Annotated in this window: 19 protein-coding genes; 2 read left to right on the top strand and 17 right to left on the bottom strand. The window is 41.7% G+C overall.

Annotated features, from left to right (window positions below; translation table 11 throughout):
* Positions 1-102: 102 nt before the first annotated feature.
* The gene (locus IEE84_RS03535; RefSeq protein ID WP_057759029.1) at positions 103-1,392 is read right to left on the bottom strand and encodes an adenylosuccinate synthase; all 1,290 of its coding nucleotides are present in this window, start codon (positions 1,390-1,392) and stop codon (positions 103-105) included.
* Positions 1,393-1,627: 235 nt separating this feature from the next.
* Entirely contained in the window at positions 1,628-2,926 is a 1,299-nt protein-coding gene (locus IEE84_RS03530) for an ATP phosphoribosyltransferase regulatory subunit (RefSeq protein ID WP_191114867.1), read from the bottom strand.
* A gap of 488 nt (positions 2,927-3,414) precedes the next feature.
* Between IEE84_RS03530 and IEE84_RS03525 the strand changes: the two genes are divergently transcribed.
* Positions 3,415-3,804 (top strand): DUF2237 family protein, encoded by a 390-nt coding sequence (locus tag IEE84_RS03525; RefSeq protein WP_057759025.1) that lies wholly within the window; start codon positions 3,415-3,417, stop codon positions 3,802-3,804.
* Between the two features lie 145 nt (positions 3,805-3,949).
* Complete coding sequence (gene corA, locus IEE84_RS03520) at positions 3,950-5,104, top strand: magnesium/cobalt transporter CorA (RefSeq protein ID WP_371546973.1); 1,155 nt, start codon at positions 3,950-3,952, stop codon at positions 5,102-5,104.
* A gap of 80 nt (positions 5,105-5,184) precedes the next feature.
* Here corA and IEE84_RS03515 read toward each other — a convergent pair whose 3' ends face one another.
* The 15 genes from IEE84_RS03515 to IEE84_RS03445 form a co-directional block, all read right to left on the bottom strand.
* Positions 5,185-5,703, bottom strand: a complete 519-nt coding sequence (locus IEE84_RS03515) for a phosphate-starvation-inducible protein PsiE (RefSeq protein WP_191114865.1) — start codon at positions 5,701-5,703, stop codon at positions 5,185-5,187.
* Positions 5,704-5,802: 99 nt separating this feature from the next.
* Complete coding sequence (folD, locus tag IEE84_RS03510) at positions 5,803-6,681, bottom strand: bifunctional methylenetetrahydrofolate dehydrogenase/methenyltetrahydrofolate cyclohydrolase FolD (protein WP_191114864.1); 879 nt, start codon at positions 6,679-6,681, stop codon at positions 5,803-5,805.
* A 282-nt stretch (positions 6,682-6,963) separates the two neighbouring features.
* Positions 6,964-8,163 carry a DegT/DnrJ/EryC1/StrS family aminotransferase gene (locus IEE84_RS03505; RefSeq protein ID WP_191114863.1) on the bottom strand — a complete coding sequence of 400 codons (1,200 nt, stop codon included), beginning with the start codon at positions 8,161-8,163 and terminating at the stop codon, positions 6,964-6,966.
* A gap of 144 nt (positions 8,164-8,307) precedes the next feature.
* A complete protein-coding gene (locus IEE84_RS03500; protein WP_191114862.1) occupies positions 8,308-8,919 on the bottom strand; it encodes a sugar transferase in 612 nt (203 codons plus the stop codon).
* Positions 8,920-8,922: 3 nt separating this feature from the next.
* Entirely contained in the window at positions 8,923-10,065 is a 1,143-nt protein-coding gene (locus IEE84_RS03495; protein WP_191114861.1) for a glycosyltransferase, read from the bottom strand.
* A 32-nt stretch (positions 10,066-10,097) separates the two neighbouring features.
* Positions 10,098-10,961 carry a glycosyltransferase family 2 protein gene (locus IEE84_RS03490; protein ID WP_191114860.1) on the bottom strand — a complete coding sequence of 288 codons (864 nt, stop codon included), beginning with the start codon at positions 10,959-10,961 and terminating at the stop codon, positions 10,098-10,100.
* Positions 10,961-12,001: an EpsG family protein gene (locus IEE84_RS03485; protein ID WP_191114859.1), complete on the bottom strand. Its 1,041-nt coding sequence runs from the start codon at positions 11,999-12,001 to the stop codon at positions 10,961-10,963. The genes IEE84_RS03490 and IEE84_RS03485 overlap by 1 nt, the downstream gene beginning before the upstream one ends.
* Before the next feature lie 39 nt (positions 12,002-12,040).
* Positions 12,041-13,153 (bottom strand): glycosyltransferase, encoded by a 1,113-nt coding sequence (locus tag IEE84_RS03480; protein WP_224737880.1) that lies wholly within the window; start codon positions 13,151-13,153, stop codon positions 12,041-12,043.
* Between the two features lie 5 nt (positions 13,154-13,158).
* Positions 13,159-14,205 carry a glycosyltransferase family 2 protein gene (locus IEE84_RS03475; RefSeq protein ID WP_191114858.1) on the bottom strand — a complete coding sequence of 349 codons (1,047 nt, stop codon included), beginning with the start codon at positions 14,203-14,205 and terminating at the stop codon, positions 13,159-13,161.
* Positions 14,202-15,284 carry a polysaccharide pyruvyl transferase family protein gene (locus IEE84_RS03470; protein WP_191114857.1) on the bottom strand — a complete coding sequence of 361 codons (1,083 nt, stop codon included), beginning with the start codon at positions 15,282-15,284 and terminating at the stop codon, positions 14,202-14,204. The genes IEE84_RS03475 and IEE84_RS03470 overlap by 4 nt, the downstream gene beginning before the upstream one ends.
* A gap of 13 nt (positions 15,285-15,297) precedes the next feature.
* The gene (locus IEE84_RS03465; protein WP_191114856.1) at positions 15,298-16,488 is read right to left on the bottom strand and encodes a hypothetical protein; all 1,191 of its coding nucleotides are present in this window, start codon (positions 16,486-16,488) and stop codon (positions 15,298-15,300) included.
* Positions 16,481-17,497: a glycosyltransferase family 2 protein gene (locus IEE84_RS03460; RefSeq protein ID WP_191114855.1), complete on the bottom strand. Its 1,017-nt coding sequence runs from the start codon at positions 17,495-17,497 to the stop codon at positions 16,481-16,483. The genes IEE84_RS03465 and IEE84_RS03460 overlap by 8 nt, the downstream gene beginning before the upstream one ends.
* 69 nt (positions 17,498-17,566) lie before the next feature.
* Positions 17,567-18,883 carry a lipopolysaccharide biosynthesis protein gene (locus IEE84_RS03455; protein WP_191114854.1) on the bottom strand — a complete coding sequence of 439 codons (1,317 nt, stop codon included), beginning with the start codon at positions 18,881-18,883 and terminating at the stop codon, positions 17,567-17,569.
* A gap of 132 nt (positions 18,884-19,015) precedes the next feature.
* A complete protein-coding gene (locus tag IEE84_RS03450; protein WP_191114853.1) occupies positions 19,016-21,037 on the bottom strand; it encodes a polysaccharide biosynthesis protein in 2,022 nt (673 codons plus the stop codon).
* 58 nt (positions 21,038-21,095) lie between these two features.
* Positions 21,096-23,357 carry a polysaccharide biosynthesis tyrosine autokinase gene (locus tag IEE84_RS03445; protein ID WP_224737879.1) on the bottom strand — a complete coding sequence of 754 codons (2,262 nt, stop codon included), beginning with the start codon at positions 23,355-23,357 and terminating at the stop codon, positions 21,096-21,098.
* Between the last annotated feature and the right edge of the window lie 64 nt (positions 23,358-23,421).

Below are 23,421 nucleotides of genomic sequence, written 5' to 3'. Positions count from 1 at the left end.
CGTTGATAATGCTATAAGTTCTAACAAAAGCAAAAACCCCAACGCTTAGCATTGGGGTTTTTATTAATACTAAAAACTATTTAATCAAGTTTATAGTAAAAACTAAGCGTCGTACGGATCACGCAATACGATAGTCTCTTCGCGATCAGGACCAGTTGAGATAATATCCACTGGGCAACCAATCAATGCTTCGATACGTTTGATGTATTTTTTAGCGTTTTCTGGAAGCTCATCATAGTTAGTGATACCAACCGTAGACTCGCTCCAGCCTTGCATGGTTTCGTACTTAGGCGTGACTGACTCGTAGAATTCAGCATCATGCGCGCCTGCACACTCAGTTTCAGGTAGGTTATAACCTACACCGATTAGCAACTCTTCAAGACCATCTAGTACGTCAAGCTTGGTCAAGCAGATACCTGACATAGAGTTAAGTACTACTGCACGGCGTAATGCTTCAGCATCGAACCAACCACAGCGACGGGCGCGGCCAGTTGTTGCACCAAATTCATGACCGACTTTGGCTAAGTGAGCACCAACATCATCGAACAATTCAGTTGGGAACGGACCACTACCAACGCGCGTAGTGTAGGCTTTGGTAATACCAAGCACATAGTCTAAGTACAATGGACCGATACCTGTACCCGTTGATACACCGCCAGCGGTTACGCTTGAGCTGGTTACAAACGGATAAGTACCATGATCGATATCAAGTAGCGTACCTTGAGCACCTTCAAACATTAGGTTTTTGCCAGCTAGACGTAATTGATTTAGGTCTTCAGTTACATCAGTAACCATACCTTTAATCTCTTCTTTCCACTCTTTACAAAGCTTAAGTGTCTCATCAAAATCAATCGCTTCAACTTTATAATACTCAGTCAGTTGGAAGTTGTGATATTCGATTAGGTTACGTAGTTTTTCCTCTAGATCTTCACGGAACAAATCAGCAAGTTTAATCGCACGACGTGCTACTTTGTCTTCGTATGCAGGACCGATACCGCGACCTGTTGTACCGATTTTACCGCTGCCACGCTTGGCTTCACGAGCTTGGTCAAGTGCCACGTGATAAGGCATGATAAGTGGGCAATTAGGAGAGATACGTAGACGCTCACGTACTGGTACGTTGTTGTCTTCTAGCTCTTTCATTTCCTTTAGTAGTGCGTCAGGTGCTAACACCACGCCATTACCGATAAAGCAAGTGACGCCTTCACGCAAGATACCTGATGGAATCAAATGCAAGACAGTGGTTTTGCCATCGACAACCAACGTGTGACCAGCATTATGACCGCCTTGGAAGCGGGCTACTGCTGAGGCTTTTTCGGTAAGTAAATCAACGATTTTACCCTTACCTTCGTCGCCCCATTGGCTACCCAAAACTACAACATTCTTACCCATGATCAATCCTTACCTTTATGTATTGAGGTGTGTGCAATAAAAGCTGAAAAATTAAAATGATTTTCTTAGCTATATCTTTTTATCTCAGTGATTTATGAAATAGAAACACTGAGATATCTAACAAATAATTTTACGTTCTCGTAATCTGTACTGAATAATTTTGGCTACGTGCGCTGCGTGCGCTGCGTGCGCTGCGTGCGCTGCGTGCGCCATTCAATCGCCTACTATCAGACAGCTAAACAGTTTGTAGCTGCCATTGACTGTCATCAGACATACTCAAACGATGCGTAACATCATCTGGACTGTCCTGTGCATCTAACGGCATAGTGACGCGATAGCCTTGCTGACGTAGACTCTCTACTTGTTGCAGTAGCGTCTGCATCTCATCTGTACTTGCATTAGACAAAGCGGCAAAATCAACCAAGACAACGGTTGGCGCATCTAACTGTGTATGAGCCAGCAATCGGCTAACATCCATACTAAAGCCCGTGGCCGCGCGTAACGCTTGCGTCTGGCTTTGCATACCATCAAAACGACCACCACGTACTAGTGGCTGCGTTTCGCTATTGATATAACCATTGAAGACGATGCCAGTGTGATAGTGATAACCTGATAGCTCAGTCACATCAACACTGACTGGGCACTGCCATTGGTCTTGTAGATAGTTTTTCAGACGCTGTAGCTCATCGATTGCCGTTGCGATTTGGCTGTCTTGCTGCGCCGCATCTGATAATTTGGCTAATAGGTTTGCGATATCGTGACCAAAGCGTGCCAATACATAAAAATCATCACCCATTGGCAAAGCGCGGCAAACACGCTTAAGCTCTGGTAGGTTTTTGTTGGCATATAAGTACATCAATTGCTCAGTATCACTGTCTGACAATTCAGCCAATTCAGCCAAACGTTTGAATATCGCTACATGACCCAAATCGATATGAAGCGCTGCACTCATATTGAGTTTATTTACCATCGTAAACAGCACATCTATCAGCTCAATATCTGCCGCTAATGACGCACAGCCAAATATCTCAGCACCCAACTGTAGCGGCGTACGTGAGCCAAACAGACCTGATGGCAAGGTATGAATCACATCGCCCACATAGCAATAACGCGCAATACCTGTACCGCCATGATGCGCATCTATACGCAAAATCTGCGGGGTGATGTCAGCGCGCACGCCCATTAGGCGACCAGTCAACTGATCGATAATCTTAAAGGTTTGACGTTTCAGATCTTCTGACGCATCACTTAGCAAAGACTCAGTAAACTCGATCATCGGCGGACAAACCAGCTGATAACCATGAGTAATAAGCTGCTCGATTAACTGATGTCTAAGCACTTCTTGCTTATGCGCATCTTCAAACAGTACATCAACCACCCCATCAGGCAATAGCCAACTATTGGCAACATCACTGCCAAAGTTACTCAAATATGGCATACGATTGGGTGCAGCACTGTTTTCGGCAGGCTGAGACACTGTTTCATTGGTAGAATTTGGCTGGGCAGGTTTTGCAGAATCAGAACTAACAGACACAATAAATCCTTGTTTGGCGTATCGCTTACCAAAAACGCGGTACTGATGCGGTACTTAAAGGGTGATTTGCCGGGTATTGACGCTGTGTGTATTTATTTTTAACGCGCAACATCATTGACCCAATTATTTATAAACAAACCAGGTAACCGCAAAAGGGTGAATAATAAGTATAATTTAGAATGATAAGACGAGTATCTTTATGCGCTAAAAAATTGCGACAAATAATCAAGGCACTTTATGCTTTAGTTTAGCATAGCACTCAAGGTTCGCCTAGTGACAATTAGCCACAATCACTATCTAATTACAGTTCAATTGCTGCTTATTAGCTTAGCAGATGTAACAGTCATCATTGATATATTTGGCTCAATATTGGGCGAATAGCCGAGAGGTTTATTTTTTGTTAACCATAAGATAATGAGCGCGATTATCGCAGCGTCATCAACACAGACTCATGATACACTAACACATATTTTTATCTCGGAAGCCTTATGTCATCTGATTACCACCCAAACCCTGCGATCAACCAAACCAATGTCTTAGGCACCGCACTTGCCAGCTGTTGTTTCGATCCCATCACTGGCTATTATCGCAATGGTTTTTGCCATACTGGCAACCATGATGTCGGTCAACATACCGTCTGCGCCAAGATGACCAGCGAGTTTTTAAACTTCTCTGCCAGTCGCGGTAACGACCTGATTACCCCACTACCTGAATACAATTTTCCTGGTCTCAAACCTGGTGACTATTGGTGCATCTGTGCGCTACGTTGGGTTGAAGCATTGGACTTCGATATTGCACCGCAAATCAAACTAGAAGCGTGTCACGAGAGCCTATTGGCATTGGTAGATATCGATACGCTAAAAAGCTATGCCCTATAGATAACATTGGCACACGATAAAACCGTAGCAGCGTTCACAGCATATTTGGATTATTGAAGTTTTTTATTATATGACAGGAAAGTATATGGAAAATGATAATAATCAATTGATTAAAAAAACGGCTCATATTGCGCCTGATTCCAATATGAATCATATCTACGCCAATATGAATGACAAGCATCTCTATTTGGACGATGATGATAGCTATATTTATGGTGATGTGGACGCCACTACTGAAGACACTATCGAGACTATGACGGTCTACGATCCTGACTCTGAACGCTATGAAGATATTGATTCATCAAGTGCAGGCGAAGTGGTCAATTGCTACGCTTACTCACGTAAAACAGGTGAGAACCTTAATAGAGTGGCACTCAATGATGTGAGTCGTACGCTAGGGAACAACGGTCAATTTATTTGGCTTGGGCTATATGATCCAAGCTTAGAAACCATGGTCAAAGTAAAGGAAGCCTTTGACCTGCATGAGCTAGCGATTGAAGATGCCTTTGCTGATCATCAACGTGCCAAGGTCGAAAACTACGATAATGACATGGTCTTTGTAGTGCTACGTACGGCCAAGCTAGAAGATAATGTCATTCGTTATGGTACTACTGCGATATTTATGGGTAAAAACTACCTCATTACGATTCGTAATGGTCCGTCAAACTCCTATGCGCCAGTACGTGAGCATTGCCATCGCCGTCCTGAAAAGTTACGTATGGGTCCTATCTTTGTACTGCACGCTATCCTTGATTTTATCGTTGATAACTATATGCCGATTACCGATCGATTGGGCCGTTACTTGCGCGAGCAGGAGCGCTATGTATTCACTTCTGAGTTTGATAAAGGCACGCTAAAAAACCTCTACGAGCTTAAATCGCAACTGGTACATATGCGCGCTATCATCTTACCTGTGCAAGACATCTGTAGCTTTTTTATCAATCATAAAAAAAGTGAGATTGTCTCTGGGTTTTCTCAAGCCGCTAAGCCGTATTTTCGCGATGTTAACGATCACCTGTTGCACTCACTAGATGCTATTAATGGTCTCAATGAAATGCTGAGTGTGGTGATGAACACCTATATGGCGATGGTCAATATGGGTCAGAATGAAGTGGTGCGTAAGCTCGCGGCATGGGCAGGTATTCTGGCAGTGCCGACAGCTATCGCTGGCATTTATGGCATGAACTTTGACTTTATGCCTGAGCTGCATTGGAAATACTCTTACCTTGTTATTATGGCCATTATCATCGCCTTATGTAGCTATCTGTACTACAACTTCAAAAGATTGAAATGGTTATAACACCAAACACTAGGTATAAAAAAAGAGCAACCACTGGTCGCTCTTTTTTTATGTTGCTATCTTTTTATATTGCTATCTAATTATTCACGGCGATGCTTGGTATGACTATCAGGCGCTTGTGCATTATCAGGCAGCATAGCTTTGACTGTTAAATTTGCATATTGTCTATCAAGATTGTCTTCTGGGCGACCAAATGTTTTGGCCGTCCAAGTCAAGATTACAATAGAGCCGCTTAGTAGCATGATGGCCACGGAAATTGTCGCTAGTAGCCATAAATGGAAATAGTCTGAAACAGCCTGCACATCAACCACCAAATGTCGTGACAAGGCCGTTATGGCAATAAATATCAAAAACTGTACTGGCAGTCGGTGGGTTTTAAAGTAGATACCTATCATAGCCAGTAGCTCAAGGTAAATAAATAACATCAATATGTCTTTTAGATCCGCTGAACCCTTTTGGACAATATAAATAAACTCTTTACCTGCGGTCCAGACTACCACTACACTGATTAGAAATAAAATAACATAATGACAGACATCGACAAACTCTCTACCAATACCTTGTAGTCGCTCATGGACACCTACGTTTTTTTTAGCCATGTTTAGGTCCTATCAACTGAAATGTGGTTGACTTAGCCTGAGTCTATGTTACCTCAGGCCCCTTATATATCGGCAATCAGTATTCGTATGACTATTTTTTTAGCCGTTATTCAAACCCGCTGATTTTTCAGCAGCATCGACCGTTTGGCGAATAAGCGTGTTGATAGTCATTGGGCCAACGCCGCCTGGTACTGGCGTATAAGCGCTGGCAATGTTTTCCATGCCTTTCATTTCGATATCACCAACACCGCCGTCATCTGTCGGATGGAAACCTGCGTCAATGACAACTGCCCCTGATTTGATCCACTCCGCTTTAATCAGCTCAGGTACGCCTACCGCACCAACCACGATGTCTGCACGCTTGATATGCGCTGCCAAATCTTGAGTTCTTGAATGGCAGATCGTCACCGTACAGTTAGCATTCAATAGCATCATCGCCATTGGCTTACCTAAGATAGCACTACGCCCTACGACTACTGCTTCTTTACCTGATAGCTCGATATTATGATGCTCTAACAAATGCATAATGCCCTGCGGTGTGCATGAGCCATAAGCTGACTGCTGCATCGCCATACGACCAAAACCAAGGCAAGTCACACCATCGACGTCTTTTGCTAAGTCAATCTGCTCAAAACAAGCACGCTCATCAATATGCTCAGGAACAGGATGCTGTAGCAAAATGCCGTGTACATCTGGATTGCTATTTAACTCATCTATCTTTGCCATGAGCTGCTCAGTGGTCGTGGCACTCGGCATCTCAACGCGTATAGAGTCCATGCCAACACGCTTACAGGCGTTGCCTTTCATACGAACATAAGTGGCAGAGGCTGGATCGTCACCAACCAATATCGTCGCTAAGCTTGGGGTGCGGCCAGTCTTTTCCTTAATCATATCTACGCGCGTGCGCAGATCCTGTTCTATTTGTTTGGCAAGTGCTTTGCCGTCCAAAACGGTGGCAGATTCTTGGGCAGTAGACATAGTAACTCCAATAGAGGGTACGATATAAAAAAATAAAGACAGCGCGCGCAAATATTTTGCATGCCTGTCCTTTGGTTCGTCAATCTTTGACTAAGAGTAATATTGTACCTGTGTACGCTACAAAATCCTAGCGTAAGATAAAGCCTGCGCACTGATAAATTTTTATAATAAGTGAATTAAACAGCATTACGTATGTGTAGGCAAATGTATCTTGTGCTTTCAGTAAAAATAGCGTCAAATTCAAAGTAGATTTCTAAAAATAATCATTAATTAATTATCGTCTTATTTGACCATCGAATCAAACACGCTATCGATCGCTTGTATTGTCAGTCCAATTTCAGCTGCCGTAAGCGTAGGATGCACTAGAAACATCAGACTACTCTCACCTAGCTGCTTTGCCATTGGCAATCTAATGCTTGGACGCAACCCAGTATTATCAAAGGCCTTCTCCAAATAGACTTCTGACGCAGATCCAGAGAAGCAAGGCACACCTTGATTGTTAATTGCTTCAATAATACGGTCACGTGTCCAGCCATCAGGTAGATTATCGGACTGCACATAGACATATAATTTATAGTAAGCATGGTTAGCATTTGAGAACTGCGCTAAATGCTCTAGTCTCGGCACACAAAGGTAACCTTCGGACTCCCATTTGCTACAGGCCTCTAGTATGGCTTGCGCATTAGCAGCCCGTTTGGCTGTCCACTTACTCATTTTTTCCAGTTGAATACGTCCCAAAACGCCTTGCATCTCAGTCATACGCCAATTGGTGCCAAAGCTCTCATGCAGCCAGTTGTAGCCAGGTGATTGCTCCGTTTCATAGACTGCAGCATAGCTCTTACCATGATCCTTATACGCCCACATTTTTCGCCATAGTAGCTCGCTATCGGTGGTGACCATACCGCCCTCACCTCCTGTGGTCATAATTTTATCTTGGCAAAAACTCCATGCCCCAACATGACCAATACTGCCAACACTTCGCCCTTTATATCGTGCGCCATGAGCTTGTGCGCAATCTTCAATGACATATAGGTCATGCTCATCTGCCAGTGCCATAATGCTGTCCATATCGCATGGCCAGCCAGCTAGATGGACGCATACGATACCTTTGGTTTTATCACTCAGTACAGCTGTGATGGTCTCAGCGGTAATATTGCCAGTTGCTTCATCGACATCTGCAAAGATAGGGGTCGCACCTGCATTAACGATTGACGAGATACTAGCAATAAAGGTACGCGGTGTGACAATGACCTCATCATCTGTACCTATATCGAGTGCTTGTAACGCGACATCTAATGCCAAGGTGCCATTACCCAACGCTATTGCGTATTTACTACCTGTCCAATCAGCAAACTCTCGCTCAAACTGACGACATTCTTCGCCTGTCCAATAATTGACTTTATTAGATAGTAGCACTCGACTGACAGCATCAGCCTCATGTTGCGTAAATTTTGGCCAAGGTGAAAAAGGGGTATTTAGCATATGTTCCTCTATGGTACTTATGTCTAATGTTGTGTCACGCTCTACGATAAACTGCTCACTATGTTATTAACCTTCTTATCTATCATGATTTGCTTCATGCCTAAACTTTTCAATTAGCTGTATTGTTATCAGCAAAGAGTACTTTTAAAGCATTTCTTCATTAATACTATTGCCCATGAATTTACTCATAGTCGCTTCACCCTCAGCACTGATACCATCTTTGACAATAACTTTTTTCACTGTTTTAAATAAAATCTTGATATCCAACCACAGCGACTGATTGTCCACATACCATGTGTCCAATGCAAACCTCTCATTCCATCCAATAGCATTGCGACCATTAATTTGAGCATAACCTGTAATACCTGGGCGCACATTGTGTCGGCGCGCTTGTTCATCATTATATAAGGGCAGATACTCCATCAATAATGGTCGCGGGCCCACTAGACTCATATCACCTTTTATGACATTCCAAAGTTCAGGCAACTCATCAAGGCTGGTGTTACGCAGCGCTTTACCAAACGATGTCAATCGCGCGCCATCTTCTAGAGGATTGCCATCTGCGTCTATATCATCCTTCATGGAACGAAACTTTATCATCTCAAATGGTTTGCCATACAGACCTGGACGAATCTGACGAAATAGAACAGGCGCGCCAAGATTTTTACTCACCTTATATGCAGTTGCAGCATAGACAGGAGACAGCACTACTAACGCTGTCGTTGCACCTACAATGTCAAATAGTCGTTTTATCATCTGTTAGACCTTATTTGTATGGTGTAGATAAAAATCCAAATAACTCTGCCATAGTTCTTTTTGTTCGAAGTGCTGAACCGCCCAAGCTCTCGCTTTAGGGTACTTATCTTTAAAATTGGTATCAGTGATTGCTTGCTTGATGGCTTCTGTCACGGTCACAGTGTCTTTTAACTGGAACTTTCGACCGCTGATATCTTGTTTTACACTATCTTTTACACCCACCACATCATAGGCAAACGTTGGCACACCGCAACTAGCTGCTTCGATAGCAACATTCCCAAAACCTTCTCGGTAGCTTAAAAATAGATGCAAATCAGCACATTGAATTACCTCTTCTACTTTTGGATTGGCTGGTATATATACGCCCTTACCCTCTCTCACTATTCTATCAACGACCGCCTTGCCGATGTCATCTTCGAAATCTCCGATGAACATAAAGTGAATATTCTCTGATTTAAGGCTTTCAGATATCTCACCAATATCTTTTAGGCCTTTGTCTTCACAAATTCTACCGACAACGCAAATCACGAAGCCATCTACAGGCACTCCATACTGTCGTCTTAATTTTTGTTTTTCCATTTGCTCTACCGGTCTGAGCACATCAATATCAATACCGTTAAATGAACCATTATCGATGACACGAGCCTTATGTTCTTTAAGAAGATTCTCTGACAAGCAAACATTTACTAAAGAATCAGAAACGAATAGAACCTCATGAGAAAGACCAAAGCTAAGTTGATCAAGACCCTGAAAAGCGCGCTTCTTTAGGCCTGAAAAGTTCTCGTAGGCTCGTCCCACACTAAAGGCAACCCTTCTCTTTTGCATAGTGAGTGTGCTGGCTATGCTTCCTAACAATAAAGCCTTTGGTGTTAAATAAATCACAATATCAAATCGTCTAGTAAACAGGTAACGAGTCAATAGCACTAATGATTTGGCATCTTGTAGTACAGAAGGCTTGCGCTGAAAATTCAAATCAACCACCTCTCCTAGATTACGAGCTCGTAAAAGATCTAGCTGCTCCCTACTGCCACCACAGATTACCGTAATCTCAAAGTTTGAAGAGTCTCTAATATATTCAAGCTGATTGCGATACAACACATTAAAAGAAACGGCGTCCGTCATAATAAAGCATATTTTTGGTTTCATTTAAGCACCTCATTATTACTTCATTGATAAATTTATTCAGCAACCAAACCATCAACAACCGCTTGATGGCTGTCTTTGAGTTCCTCGGACATCGTTATTTTGTTTCTCTTATTGGCTATCTTTTGCAAGAGCCCTAGCGAGTCTAATAACCTTACCGCACCGATTTTTGCTTCTAACTTAGCACTGTCGACGATATTGGTTTTTTTATATTCACTATATGTCGTAAGACTATCTTTGTAAGATCGAACGATTTTTGCTAATGACAGATTGCCCTCTTCTCTATAGTAATAGAGCAAGTCTGGGAGCACGGCTAAGCGCAAATCCTGTTTGGATATGGCTCTACACCACAGGTCATAATCTTCAGACCTTGGATAATTCTCATTGTATCTATTACGCTCATACCAACTTTTTTTTGCCAAAATAGACGCATGGACAATAGGATATGCAGTCTCCACACTCTCAAATCCTGCATATAAATCGTCTATATGACGACAGCCATACACCTTGTTTTGAGCATCAATAGATACTACACCAGTCGACACCAAGTCATAACTGGGATTGTTCTCTAGAAAGTTTATTTGTATAGCTAATCTATCTGGATGAATGAGATCGTCAGCATCCATACGAGCAATGTAATCATATTTTGATTCATCAATAAGCTGGTTCAGACGAGCAGGCAGTTTCTTGTTGTAACCATCAGATATCACTCTTATTCTGCTATCAACCTTTTCAAATTGTTTGGCTATTGCTAGCGAGTTGTCTGTAGAACCATCATCTATCAAAATAAGCTCCCACAGCTCGTGTGTCTGCGCCCATATCGACTTTATAGCTGTCGCCAAATAGGCTTCAGCGTTATAGATAGGAATGCCAATTGAGATATAAGCGTGACTTTTCATCAGAACACCTCAAACATAGGATTGATAATATAAGGACTCAGGTCGCTGAACTTTGATGTCGTCAAGATGAAATACGCAAGGAAGATAAATACACTGATGATATAGACATAAATGTTATTTATCTTTTTCAAAACCACAGGCAGTAACAAAACCAAAGTCCATGTAAAATACGAAATGATTCTTTGCGGGCCTGAAGCACTAGTACCTAACAGCGCTAGTGGTATGACAAAAACCACGCCTGATGCATAAAACATCAATAGCTGTTGAAAGCTATTGTCTCTGATTTTATATACATAGCTCGCAATAATGATGAGAAGCATGAGCACTGTGTAAAACCCAAGTGTCAAAAATCCGCCTGACTCTTCAGAGACTTTTGCATAATCTTCATATCGATCATTAGTAGATGAAATATAAGATACGAGTAACCTACTGACGAATAACGACCCAAAAAATGTCGCAAGTATTTTATAAGCTGGCTTCACTCTCAAATTAACAATGAAATAAAATGGAATGATAAATAAAGCCGTGATATGAAAAAATGATGCAATAGCACATATTAATAGATAAGGAAAAAGCCGTTTCTCTAGCAGATAAGGAATGGCTAAAGTAAACAAAGCCATTGCGATTCCTTGACGCAATCCATTAAATGAAAAGGTATAGACGCCTAGCGTAATAAACAGAAATACAGAGAGCCAGTAGTTCACACTGTATCTTTTAATGACTTTTAAATAGCAATAGACGATAACCAAGCTGGTGATAATCAGTAGCCAAAAATAGTTATTTGTCACATGCAGTAATGAATACTCAAATAGCTGGTAACCGTACTCAACATCTTCATTAAATCTAAAGGACTCAGGACTCAATTTATTATTAAAATTTCTGGTATAGTTTGCAGTATCCGTACCGACCCAATAGCTACGACCGCCTGCGAACAGCGCTAAAGTAATTAAAGGCAGCCAAAAAGACGTACGATTGAGAGATTTTTTCTCCAGTACTATCCAGAAAACAACAAGGCTAAGAACCAACAGATAAGGAAGCATTTAACCCTCTATAAAGTAGCTGAATATTAAGTAAAAGCCTTATCGCATATTCAAATACATTTGCGTTAACTTCTGCGAATTGGTCGCGGCGCTAAAGCCATGTAGATTTAGCGCCTTCGTTATTTCTGCTTCATTGGATATTGGAGGCTGAAAACTCAGCAAACTATCCACCCAAACATTGGCTGACTGTATAGGTAAAAAACATACAAGTCCAAGTCCTAAATCCACTTCAGGTGATACTTGATCAGAGACTAATGCCATAAGTCCTACTGTCTGGCTTTCTACTAAGACCACTGGGAAACCTTCATGCAGGGAGGGCATAATCATACAGTCAGCACTGGCCATTAACTCAGTAATATCAGTACGCATACCCAAAAACTTAATGTTATCCCCTAAGGCTTGCTCTTTCACTTGTCGTTTTAATTGATCTTCCAATGGACCTTGTCCAACGATATATAAGGTAAAATCGATTTGACGTCTTTTCAGCTGTTCAGCGATTTCTAAAGAAAACTGATGATTTTTAACCTCACTGAGACGACCAACTTGGATGATTTTTAACCCTTTATCTCCAAATTTTTTAGCACCAAACTCCTGATCAATATAATGCCGTGATTGGTTAGCGCCTGATATCATCTTCTGTATATCAACAGCATTGGGCAGTAGCCACACATCTTTTGTAGTACCAAATAGGTAATTTGCAGCATGGTCACCGCAGCTGATTCTCTCAGTAGCCAATGTACGATTGGTAATTAATGCCCATTGTTCATATATCTTTTTAATAATATTGGTTTTACCATTACTGGTGCTATGAGAGTGCGAAATGCGATGCGGCACGCCAGCACCTTTAGCAGCCAACAGATGAAAAGCATTGTTTAATAGCATATGAGCATGAACGATTTGATAATCAGGCTGCTGTTTAAGGAATTTTTTAAGTTTGAGCATGCGCGTTAATGAATGACCAGCTAAAATCGGTATAACCCTACCGCCCAATGCTGTTATCTCAGCGTCATAGTCGCCGACCTCGTCGGTAAAAGTAACAAAATCAAACTGAATCTGGCTATGATCTATATGACGATATAAATTCATAAGCATGGTCTCTGCCCCAGCACGATCCATTTTTCCCACTATGTGCAGCACTCTTCGGATAGTCATATCATTTACCTTCTAAGAAACATAAAGCCAACTTTGCTTCTCGTAACTATTTCCAATTTACTTCCTTTTAACCTTGTTTCTTTCTTTAATGCTTGACGAAGCACCTGCATTATAGGCAGCGCGATTTGGCTTGGCATACGTACTATATTGCTGATTACTATATTTCTTAACGTCAAATTGTTCTGATAACCTTTTAATCGTAGCGCTTTATCTGCTTTTTTAGCTTGTGCTAATGCTCTTGCTAAATACTCATTATCTATACGGGTGAGAATGCTCCAATGACTTTGTCTGATTTTATTGGCAAGTATTTTTTTAACGTCATCCGCTTGATAGTCTTCTACTAGACTCATGACTTCTGAATGAATGATAAATAGGTCTAATAGCTTTTTATCTGTTGAACCCGTAATCGACGTGCCTCGCTGTCTATACAGGTAAAAATTAATAAGCAACTGATATCTAGCCTTAGTAGATAAGCCAAGATGCCAATGGAAAGGCCAATCCTCGTAATACAAACCCACTGGAAAACTTAGAGAAGCCGTTTGCACGACACTGGATTTAATAAATTTTAGCCATGCAAAATGCGGTAAGCTAAAATACGAATCGTCTATCTTGGTTGCCTCGAATGCCAAGCTAGCAGCTGGATACGGTAGTTTATTCTTTGCCGCTCCCTCTTTGAACGGTACAAAACCATATGTCACTACTTCTGCATTGGTAGTGAGAGCGCAATCTACACAAGCTGCTACTAAGCGAGTATCTACAATGTCATCGGAATCCACGAACATCATATAATCGCCTACTGCAGATTTAATACCAGTATTGCGAGCAGCAGAAAGGCCGCTGTTTTCATTATGTTGAATGACTCTTATACGCTTATCTGTGAGATGTAAGGCAAGCGCTTGTTTTGAATTATCAGTAGAGCAATCTTCAACGACAATGATTTCAATATTCTTATACGTTTGCTGCTTGATAGATTCTAAGCACGCGTCGATATATAACGCGACGTTGTATACTGGCACGATAATGCTCACCAATGGCTCTGCTAGGCTAGTCATATCATAACCACCGATTTTTCTAACTCATGGTATTCATTGATATGAACGGGTGACTCATTCATGGTGCCATGAGACAGAGATAGCAGTTTGTCGATATGTTTCGAAATCTCAGCAACCTCATCTAATTCTAAAAACACAAGTCTTGGATGATTACGTAACCAGTCTAACTGCGTTTGTCTTATCTTATGATTGGAGTTCGGCAATACCAAGCAAGGTGTACCCGATAGTAAACATAAAATCATGCCATGTAGGCGGTCTGTCACGACCAATTTTGCAGCACGAAACTGGCTAAGCTTGTCAGTCAGTAATTTTTTGCAATGTGCTTCGTCCAATTGAGAGCCGCCAGCATGAGTATCTGTCTTTTCAATCTGATAACCAGTATCTGCTAAGGCTTTATCTATAAAGCCGTATTGTTCAGTGGATAGAGCAGCTTCCTTGTCATCTCGTAAGCATCGCAGAATAGTTGAAGACTCTATGTCATTTGTCGTCCCAAGTACTGCTGCGTTTGCACTCATAACGATATCTGGCACAAGACCAACATGGACATTACTATACTCAGCAAAAAGCTTGGTGAGTTTGGCCGCTGTCATCGACTCTCTAGCGAAAATGTGTATATCTGGGTGCTTGGCGTAGACCTTTACGATACGATGCAATGCTCGCTTAGACTTAGCAGAATCACTCCAATCCAAGGTCTGAGGAAAACACACAACGCGATTTGTAGGAAATGTATTGATAACTAATTGGCGCAGCTCTTCAATATCAGGATACGAGCTACCCATATTGCCTCCCCCAATAATAGTGACAATATCTCTCTGTTGTATTCGTTGTTTAATCGAATTAAGCACCAATCTGGTTTGGCTAATAGGAACACTGACAACTTCATAATTGGTCATCACATGTTGCAAGTATTGCTTTTGAGCGTAAGAGATAGCAATATCACCAATATTGCCGTAGTCAGCCGCCAGAAAAATGAAGCATCGATTACTACTAGGCAAGGGGAAATCTCGCGCGCCCATATAAGTAACTAAGTGTTTTTTTAGTCTAAGTGGTATGAGCTTTTTTATGGCGGTAGTATTCATTTTTGACACTCCCTTATTTATTTCTCATTAATATTTTTTTTACCCACATGCGACGCTTTGACCCAAGAGGAAACAACCTACTCAATTTTGGAGATGACTTACGTTTGAGTACTTTTTCAATGTACGGAAGCCACTCAAGACCCCTGCCCGTTTCAATCATTTCTTGACGAATTAGAGACCAGTCTATGCGTACAGCTTTACTTTTCAGAACCATGAACCTGAAAAGTGACGACTCTATCGGAGTGTCAAAACAAGTAGGGTTATCAACACCTGCAAGTAAGAGATTCAGTCGAGTTCGTACACATTTTTCACAGTGACCGCAGTTTCTATCATGCTTATTACCAGCCCAGCAAACACGTAGGTTTCGTATGCCTATAGACCAATTTGAAAGAATGATTAACTTCTCAGATCGACGAAACCCTGCACCATCATGAATAATTCTAAAATTGCCACAGCTCAATAATGGATCTGTTATGGGATGTGATCCCCATGGAGTAAGTAATACATCATAAGAATCGCCACTACCGATGAGTCCAGTGCCTGCATATCGTTTCAATCCACATAGAACGGAAGCAATGGCAGCCGCGTGATATTCTTCCCAATCGATAGACCACAATACTCGAACATTCGTCTTAACCGGCAGTAGATCAACATTAATATCAGAAAGTACTTCGGTCGCTATCTCTACAGCACTATCAAAACCTTCTGTATCATCTAAAGGTATATCAAAGCCATGCACAAAAACCCCTGCCTTAATATCTCGCATGGCATATCCTGCTCTGCCTGTCGCATGACGATAAGCGGTAAATTGAGCATCCACGCCACCAGAAAATGCAGCAATCGCACCATCTACTTGTACGTCGCACTCTCTAATACGATCAACTTGTATATCAATCACAAAATAACGCTCTGGTAACCATTTATTCCAAACATACTGTAGTTCTGTCAGATTAGCTAATAGCTCGTGGGACACACTGCCATGAACCCGAATAGCCGCACGTAGATGCATCGCAGGCAACAATGTGGCTAACAAATAAGAGTCGCAATCTTCGTCTTCTGGCATGGGTAGATTGATAGGATATGTAAACCACAACTCTTGCTCAGTGACACTTTCACCCATGGTTGTTTGTTTCAGCAAACAAGAACGGGTCTGTCCATGTTCGTCACTTTTTAAAGCCTGAGGAAACAAATCAATATTAAACATGTCTTTTTACCTTTGCTTTAGACCAAGATAGCTGCAAAAAAGCCAATGTCATCACATACCAACGTCGTGAAAAACATGAAATCAAGATACGAATACCGCGTGCTGGATGTCGTTGATGATAGTGCGGTAAACAGTTCTGATAAACGAAAGACTGGCGTATTTTTATCAACTCTGCATGGCGTTTTCTCATCTGAATATGAGCCAAATTATTGAGTAAATATGGCAGCATATGCTCGATATAACTACGGGCGAAATCTGATAGCAGTATTTGCCTCTCAGCAGCACTGATAGACCAGTCATGTATCTTGGCTCTAGCGTTATAGTCTGCTTCTATAGACTCGAGTAGCCCTGGCTTATATTGCAAACTCGTCATCGAAGTAACATTTTCATAGTAGTTATAGGGACAGTCGGGTACGACAGATAAATGGTTCGATTTACCCAAGCACTCAATATTAAAGATACCGTCTTCACCAAGTTTTATGTCACAATTAAACCGCAAATCCGCTATCAGGCTTTTGCTATAAACCTTGGTAGTTACATACCAATATATATTTCTATTCTCTGTCACTCTCAGCTGTAGCATTTTAATGTCTTGCCGTGAATATTCTGCTGTAATGTTACGTCGCTCGAGCACATCGCCATTTAGCATGATGCGCTTATGACCAAACGCCAACATCTCGATATCCCGATCAACCGTTTGTGCAATCACAAAGTCAAAATACCAATCGTCGATAGTGTCGTCCGCATCTATAAAAACGATGTAGTTGCCGGTTGCGATATCAAGCCCAGTATTACGAGCATCTGCCACGCCCCCATTTTTTTGATATTGCACCGTAATCCATGTCTTATCACTTTCCCACTTGTGCAATAACCTAGCAGTTTCATCATCAGAACCATCGTCAATAATGATCAATTCAATCTCATGGTTCTTTTTCGCAACGTCAATACTACTAATACAACGATCAATAGTAGCAGCGGCATTAAATGCGGCGATAATAACTGAAATCATAGTGAGCCTCTTGAGTTGAGACTTCTAATGCATATCCTTTGTGCCATCCAACGCAGTCAAAACATTTACCTACTGCGGCACTTTATGGATATGAACAAGACGCCGAAAAGCGACATAAACGATAGATAAGCTAAGCAAGACCCCAACAAATGAGAACAGGGCAATGGCTACCATATCTGACTCAAAAACGTAAAAACCTATATACAGCGCTGCAGCACGAAATATCACTGCAAAAATCTCTCTAATCAAAAGAAAGCGCTGCAAACGTAATGCTGGCAATGCTGCAGTACTCGCACCCGATACCAAGCTGGTCAAAAGCCAAATAGAAAGCCACTGCGAATAACTCCCTGCTAATGCCCACTCTGCGCCAAACACTAAAGAAAAAAGATAATCGCCAAAAACGAACACTGTACCGAAGGGAACAATACCAACTACTAATAGAATTACCGTTACTTTTAATAAAAATTGATAAGCTTCTGGTGACTTTGCTGTGATCGCACGCGTAATCTTAGGATAAAAAACCTCTCCAACAGCTTGCCCTAATAACATCGCTGGTGCGCCGAGCACAAGAACAGCCAATGAATACTGCCCAGCAGAAGAAGCATTAAATAGTGATGCTAACAAGATAGTTGGCAGCCCTACTGAAGCAGCATTAAGCATACTTTGCGGCATACGGTATATGGCAAAGTCACGCTGCGATATAGCAGCGTTACGGATACCAACCGTGCCAAACCAGTTTCGGACATTTAATATACCAATCCTAGGCACCCGAAGCATCTGCATCATAAAATTCGTGAGCTGTCCTGCTATCGTTAATAAAATAAGCAACATACTAGAGGGGGCCCACATACCCCCTACTAACTTACTGATATCTGTCACAAACTTGCTCTCTACATAAGCACGAGCCTTGGCTTTGAACAAACCTACTCTGATAGCAGACTGATCAGCAACAGATAGAAACGCGCCGGCCAATAGCGTCAACGGTATGAGATACAACATGTATGGTGCACTTTCCATACCCGTCCATCGTGCCAAATAAACATTGCCGAAATAGACAGCGATGAACGCTATAGCCGCTATAAACAAGCTGAGCAATACAGACAATCTGATAATGGCAGCGGCATCCTCATCGTTATCAGGCATCACAATAGCATTGGCATAACCCATGGTCGCAATCGGAGTGATAATACTAATGACTGCGGTAAATGCGGCAGCGATACCAAAATCTTCAGGACTATATAATCTGGTAAGAAACGGCATAAAGACCATAGCGATTGCCTGACCAGCAGCAATACCGCCTCCAACCATGGCCACATCTCGTACAAAGTGACTGGTTTTCAATCGACTGATTATGCTCTGTATCGATAAAAACACTTCAGAGGCCATTATTCATTATCCAATTTGGTATGTCATAGCACTTATATAAATCACCATATCCTAAACAATCTTACCAATAAGTGATTTCATCATCTTTTCAATATCAACCCTATCACCGTTAATTAATATCATTACTATCCCTTAACCAACCACCTCTAACTGCTCTACATCTTTCTGTGTGACATCAGCGTCATCGTTTTCTCGGTAGCCTTCAACGAAAGTCCTAAACTGTGCTTTCAACCATTCAGTATCGTGCCGCTTTGATCTTTCGATAAACTCAAACAAGATAGCTTCGATGTCTTCCAATGGAAAACTATGCTCCATTGCTTGCATAATGAGTGGATGAAACGTGGTCTCTATGTTGTCGGCACCAATGATTAACTCTTCATAGAGCTTTTCACCTGGTCTCAATCCAGTAAACACAATTTCGATATCACCATTAGGATTGCTCGCATCTTTTAGCTCGCACCCTGTCAGACGAATCATACGTTTTGCAAGATCGACGATTTTGACGGGTGCACCCATATCAAGCACAAATACTTCACCACCGAACGCCATGGCCCCTGCTTGAATAACCAAACTGGCCGCTTCCGGTATGGTCATAAAGTAGCGCGTGATGTCTGGATGGGTGATGGTAATAGGACCACCCTGCTCAATTTGTTTGGTGAAAAGTGGTACCACAGATCCTGATGAACCCAAAACGTTGCCGAAACGCACCATACTAAAACACGTATGACTGTTACTTTGGCTCAGTCCTTGGCAGACGAGTTCAGCTAAGCGTTTGGAGGCTCCCATTACGTTGGTCGGTCGCACTGCTTTGTCAGTAGAGATCAGTACAAATGTATCAACGTGAGCCTTTACCGCAGCACAAGCACAATGGTAGGTGCCTTTAGTATTGTTAATCGTGCCTTCAAATGGATTGGACTCGACAATCGGTACATGTTTGTATGCTGCAGCGTGATAAATCGTTTTTATATGGTATTTTTCGAATATATTGATTAATTTTTTTTCGTTACCCACGCTTCCAATGATGCTAACAATCTCGATATTTTGATACTCAATATCACTAATGACATTACTAGCGACGTTACTAGAGACAAGGCTTCTAAGTTCCTGATCGATTGTGTACAAAGCATATTCAGACTGCTCGTATAACACCAAACATGCAGGTTTGTTTTTCATGATTTGTCTACACAGCTCACTACCAATAGAACCCCCTGCCCCTGTTACGAGTACGTTTTTACCCGTGATGTTTTTTTGGAGGAGCTCAGCAACTGGTTCGACAGTCTCTCTTTCAAGTACATCTAATATATCGACCGGACGTATATGGCTGACTGTTACGATCTCATCAGCAAGCTCTCGTAAGCTCGGTAAATCTTTTAATTTGACAGAAACGCCTGACATGCTATCCATAATCTGTTTTTTACGACCACGGCTCATAGAAGGCATTGCCAAAATCACTTGCGCGACATTTAATTTTTCTATTAACCAAGGTAACGCATGAGCGGCATATATTTTTTTACCATGTAGATAAGCCCCTATCAGCTGCGGATCATCATCGATATATGCCACTACATTGTATTTATGAGAATGTCTCAAGCTCTCTAATAGCTCTCTACCAGCCGATCCTGCACCATAAATAATCACGTTATCACAGCAACTATCTAGGCGATCTTGATTGTCTGGTTTCTGTAGTCGATTCAGCAACCCACGAATCATTAGCCGACTGTTCCACAACCAAATAAAGAATAAGAATAGAAATATAATTGGCGCTGAGCGCGGCATCATTGATACTGGATTTACATAAATGATGAACTGATAAACGATAATAAGTAATAAAAATAACTGTAGTACTCGACCCATCGCCGCATCGAAAAACCCTCTAGAGGCGCCTCTATAAAAGCCAATCAGATACAAGCTGACGACAGGTATCAATGCATAAAAAGCTAATACCGTAAGGCCAATTTGATCGTCGACATAACCCTGACGCAGTGCCAATGCCGCTACCAAGCAAAGGACAGCAACCGAAAAGTCGATACCAAATAAGATAGAGCATTTCGCAAAGCGTGGTAAGGCTAATAAAAACAGCGTCATACGCTTCGACCATCGATTGAGGTCACTTGGCGTGTGATAAGCATTGTTAGACTCTGTTTTTATAAACATAAGATCCACCTACTTAAGTTATGACGCTCGTTTGCCATGGACAATGAACAGTAACTAACTACGAATTGTGTCCATAAGCATAATGGTAGTGATAGCTGTACCTATTCAGAATACTTTGCTGTATGTCATTTAATATGATGCCATCGACTTGTACGTTGGCTTTACTCATCTGTTTGATGGCATAGACCAACTGGCCTTCTACTGAATGATCAAATTTAGTGACGATCAGTACTTTGTCTGCGTGTTGTGCCAATACCATGGCGTCTGATGCAGCCAATATAGGTGGCGCGTCAATAACGATATAGTCGTACTTCGTTTTGAGCGCTGCCATCAAATGATTAAACCTCTCTCCTATCAATAACGAAGTCGGATTATGCGACGGTCGTCCCCGCGATATAAGGTCGATATGCTCCATACCAGTCGGCTGAATAAAGCTCTCAAGGTTTAACTTAGCCATATCACTATCTAATCGAGGCTCATTATCTGTTAGAGAGCTATCTTTATCCTGCAGTAAATAATCTGTGAGACCACTGTCTGGATTCATACCAAACATTTTGTGCAGCTCTCCTAAACGCATATCTCCATCGATAATCAGTACTTTTTTGTCAAGCTGTGCAAATACCTCAGACAAATTAGCCGTAATAAAAGATTTACCGACACCTGGGCTTTCTCCAGTGATTAATATGGTCTGAGCAGACTTTTCATCTACTGTCTTCGTCGTCTTACCGAATAAAAGGTTTGTCCGTAAATTTTTAATTGCTTCATAACTCAAGCCATTGTAATCAACGTGCGCAAGCATCCGACCAGTATTTTTTTTGTTCCCACCTAACTTAGATATCGAGGTCGAACGTGGAATCGTTGCAATGACAGGAATTCCCGTTTTAGACTCTAGATGTTCTGGGTCTTTTACGACATTTCTAATTAAGTTTCTGATTAAAACCAGCATTACCCCAAGTACAGTACCTACGAGTAGCGCCAGCAGCATAATTTGGAATTTGTTTGGCGCAATGGTATCGAAGGTACTGGTCGGTCTATCTAGAATACGGGCATAACCAACCTGACCAGCTCTAACGATTTTTAGTTGTTCATAATTTTTGAGCAGTGTGAGGTAAATCTCTCTATTAATGGCTGTATCTTCTGATAGTTTTAAGAACTCTCGCTGTATTTCAGGCAGTCCTGCAACGGTGCTACCTATTGCTCCTATTCGACTGTTGAGGACTTTTAGTTGCTCATTTATCTGGATAACGAGTGGGTGCTCATTGGTATAGTAAGTCGTTAGATCTGCTCTCTTTAATTTGAGATCATTGAGCTGCTCATCGATTCGAGATTTTTCATTTAGTAATAGCTCAGCCTCTTTACCTACATCGATGGTGCCGTGCTTTTTACGAAACTCATTGAACTGAGCTTCAGAGGTTTCTAATTTCTCTTTTAACGCTGGAATCTGCGTTTCCATGAAAGCCAATGTTTTGGTCGTTTCTTCCGTACCACGAGATTGGTTTTGATCGATATAAGACTGAACTATTTGATCAAGTGTGGTCGTGATTTGCTGTTGGTTTGTGCCTGTCATCGACAGCTGAATAATATTGGTTTTATCGCCTTTTTCTTCCACAGACAATGCGCTGTTAATCGCATCTGTCGTGGTCTTTAAGGTCTGCTTAGTGATGCCAATAGGATAGCCGTCTATAGGTAGCTCAGTCACCGTAATATTAATCTCACCGTTTACCCCATTAAACTGATGCGGCTGACCCAATTGTCCTTTAAAATCATCTAGTCCATTGCTCAGGACAAACCCTGTGTCAGACTGTGATAGCGTAAAAGACTGGTTTAAATACGCTGGTGACACATCGAACTGATTGATTTGAACGGAACCGTTTTTTGTGCTCAAAGATACACCATCATTTGTATTCAACTGAGTGTTAATGCGGTCGTTTGTTATTTTATCGAGATAGCCAATATTAGGATCGGTCAGTTTGATGTCTAGATGTAGCATATCAACGACTGGCTCTAGTATCATCCGAGACCGTATGAGCTCGGCTTCTGCCTCAGCCTTGCTCACTTCTTCTCCGACCAACTCTGAGATATTCGCCCCAAGCGCATCGACTCCTTGGGAGTTTTCTTCAATTTGGATCAGCGCATCAGACTTAAAGGTCGGATTAATATAGCGTGTATAGAAAAATCCTATTAAGATTCCGACTACTGCCATGAGCGCTATGACTTTCCAGCCACGCAACAAAACCAAAACCAGCGCCGTTAAGTCGATGTTGTCATTGTCGTTGTCACCCTTAGGTGTCGATAGGTCTTTTGAATCTATATTATTCATAACCATATACCCATTATTCAATGTTAATCGCTTAATAGCTTTCGCTTAGCTCCAAGACCCTAAC

This window comes from Psychrobacter sp. 28M-43, assembly GCF_014770435.1.
GTDB lineage: Bacteria > Pseudomonadota > Gammaproteobacteria > Pseudomonadales > Moraxellaceae > Psychrobacter.
Note: the sequence above shows the minus strand (reverse complement) of the source record. Positions and strands in the feature narration are given on the sequence as shown.

Excerpts from the sequence above, each read along its gene's own strand:
- IEE84_RS03535 (WP_057759029.1), bottom strand. The coding sequence starts at position 1,392 with ATGGGTAAGAATGTTGTAGTTTTGGGTAGCCAATGGGGCGACGAAGGT.
- IEE84_RS03525 (WP_057759025.1), top strand. The coding sequence starts at position 3,415 with ATGTCATCTGATTACCACCCAAACCCTGCGATCAACCAAACCAATGTC.
- corA (WP_371546973.1), top strand. The coding sequence starts at position 3,950 with ATGAATCATATCTACGCCAATATGAATGACAAGCATCTCTATTTGGAC.
- IEE84_RS03515 (WP_191114865.1), bottom strand. The coding sequence starts at position 5,703 with ATGGCTAAAAAAAACGTAGGTGTCCATGAGCGACTACAAGGTATTGGT.
- folD (WP_191114864.1), bottom strand. The coding sequence starts at position 6,681 with ATGTCTACTGCCCAAGAATCTGCCACCGTTTTGGACGGCAAAGCACTT.
- IEE84_RS03505 (WP_191114863.1), bottom strand. The coding sequence starts at position 8,163 with ATGCTAAATACCCCTTTTTCACCTTGGCCAAAATTTACGCAACATGAG.
- IEE84_RS03500 (WP_191114862.1), bottom strand. The coding sequence starts at position 8,919 with ATGATAAAACGACTATTTGACATTGTAGGTGCAACGACAGCGTTAGTA.
- IEE84_RS03495 (WP_191114861.1), bottom strand. The coding sequence starts at position 10,065 with ATGAAACCAAAAATATGCTTTATTATGACGGACGCCGTTTCTTTTAAT.
- IEE84_RS03490 (WP_191114860.1), bottom strand. The coding sequence starts at position 10,961 with ATGAAAAGTCACGCTTATATCTCAATTGGCATTCCTATCTATAACGCT.
- IEE84_RS03485 (WP_191114859.1), bottom strand. The coding sequence starts at position 12,001 with ATGCTTCCTTATCTGTTGGTTCTTAGCCTTGTTGTTTTCTGGATAGTA.
- IEE84_RS03480 (WP_224737880.1), bottom strand. The coding sequence starts at position 13,153 with ATGACTATCCGAAGAGTGCTGCACATAGTGGGAAAAATGGATCGTGCT.
- IEE84_RS03475 (WP_191114858.1), bottom strand. The coding sequence starts at position 14,205 with ATGACTAGCCTAGCAGAGCCATTGGTGAGCATTATCGTGCCAGTATAC.
- IEE84_RS03470 (WP_191114857.1), bottom strand. The coding sequence starts at position 15,284 with ATGAATACTACCGCCATAAAAAAGCTCATACCACTTAGACTAAAAAAA.
- IEE84_RS03465 (WP_191114856.1), bottom strand. The coding sequence starts at position 16,488 with ATGTTTAATATTGATTTGTTTCCTCAGGCTTTAAAAAGTGACGAACAT.
- IEE84_RS03460 (WP_191114855.1), bottom strand. The coding sequence starts at position 17,497 with ATGATTTCAGTTATTATCGCCGCATTTAATGCCGCTGCTACTATTGAT.
- IEE84_RS03455 (WP_191114854.1), bottom strand. The coding sequence starts at position 18,883 with ATGGCCTCTGAAGTGTTTTTATCGATACAGAGCATAATCAGTCGATTG.
- IEE84_RS03450 (WP_191114853.1), bottom strand. The coding sequence starts at position 21,037 with ATGTTTATAAAAACAGAGTCTAACAATGCTTATCACACGCCAAGTGAC.
- IEE84_RS03445 (WP_224737879.1), bottom strand. The coding sequence starts at position 23,357 with ATGAATAATATAGATTCAAAAGACCTATCGACACCTAAGGGTGACAAC.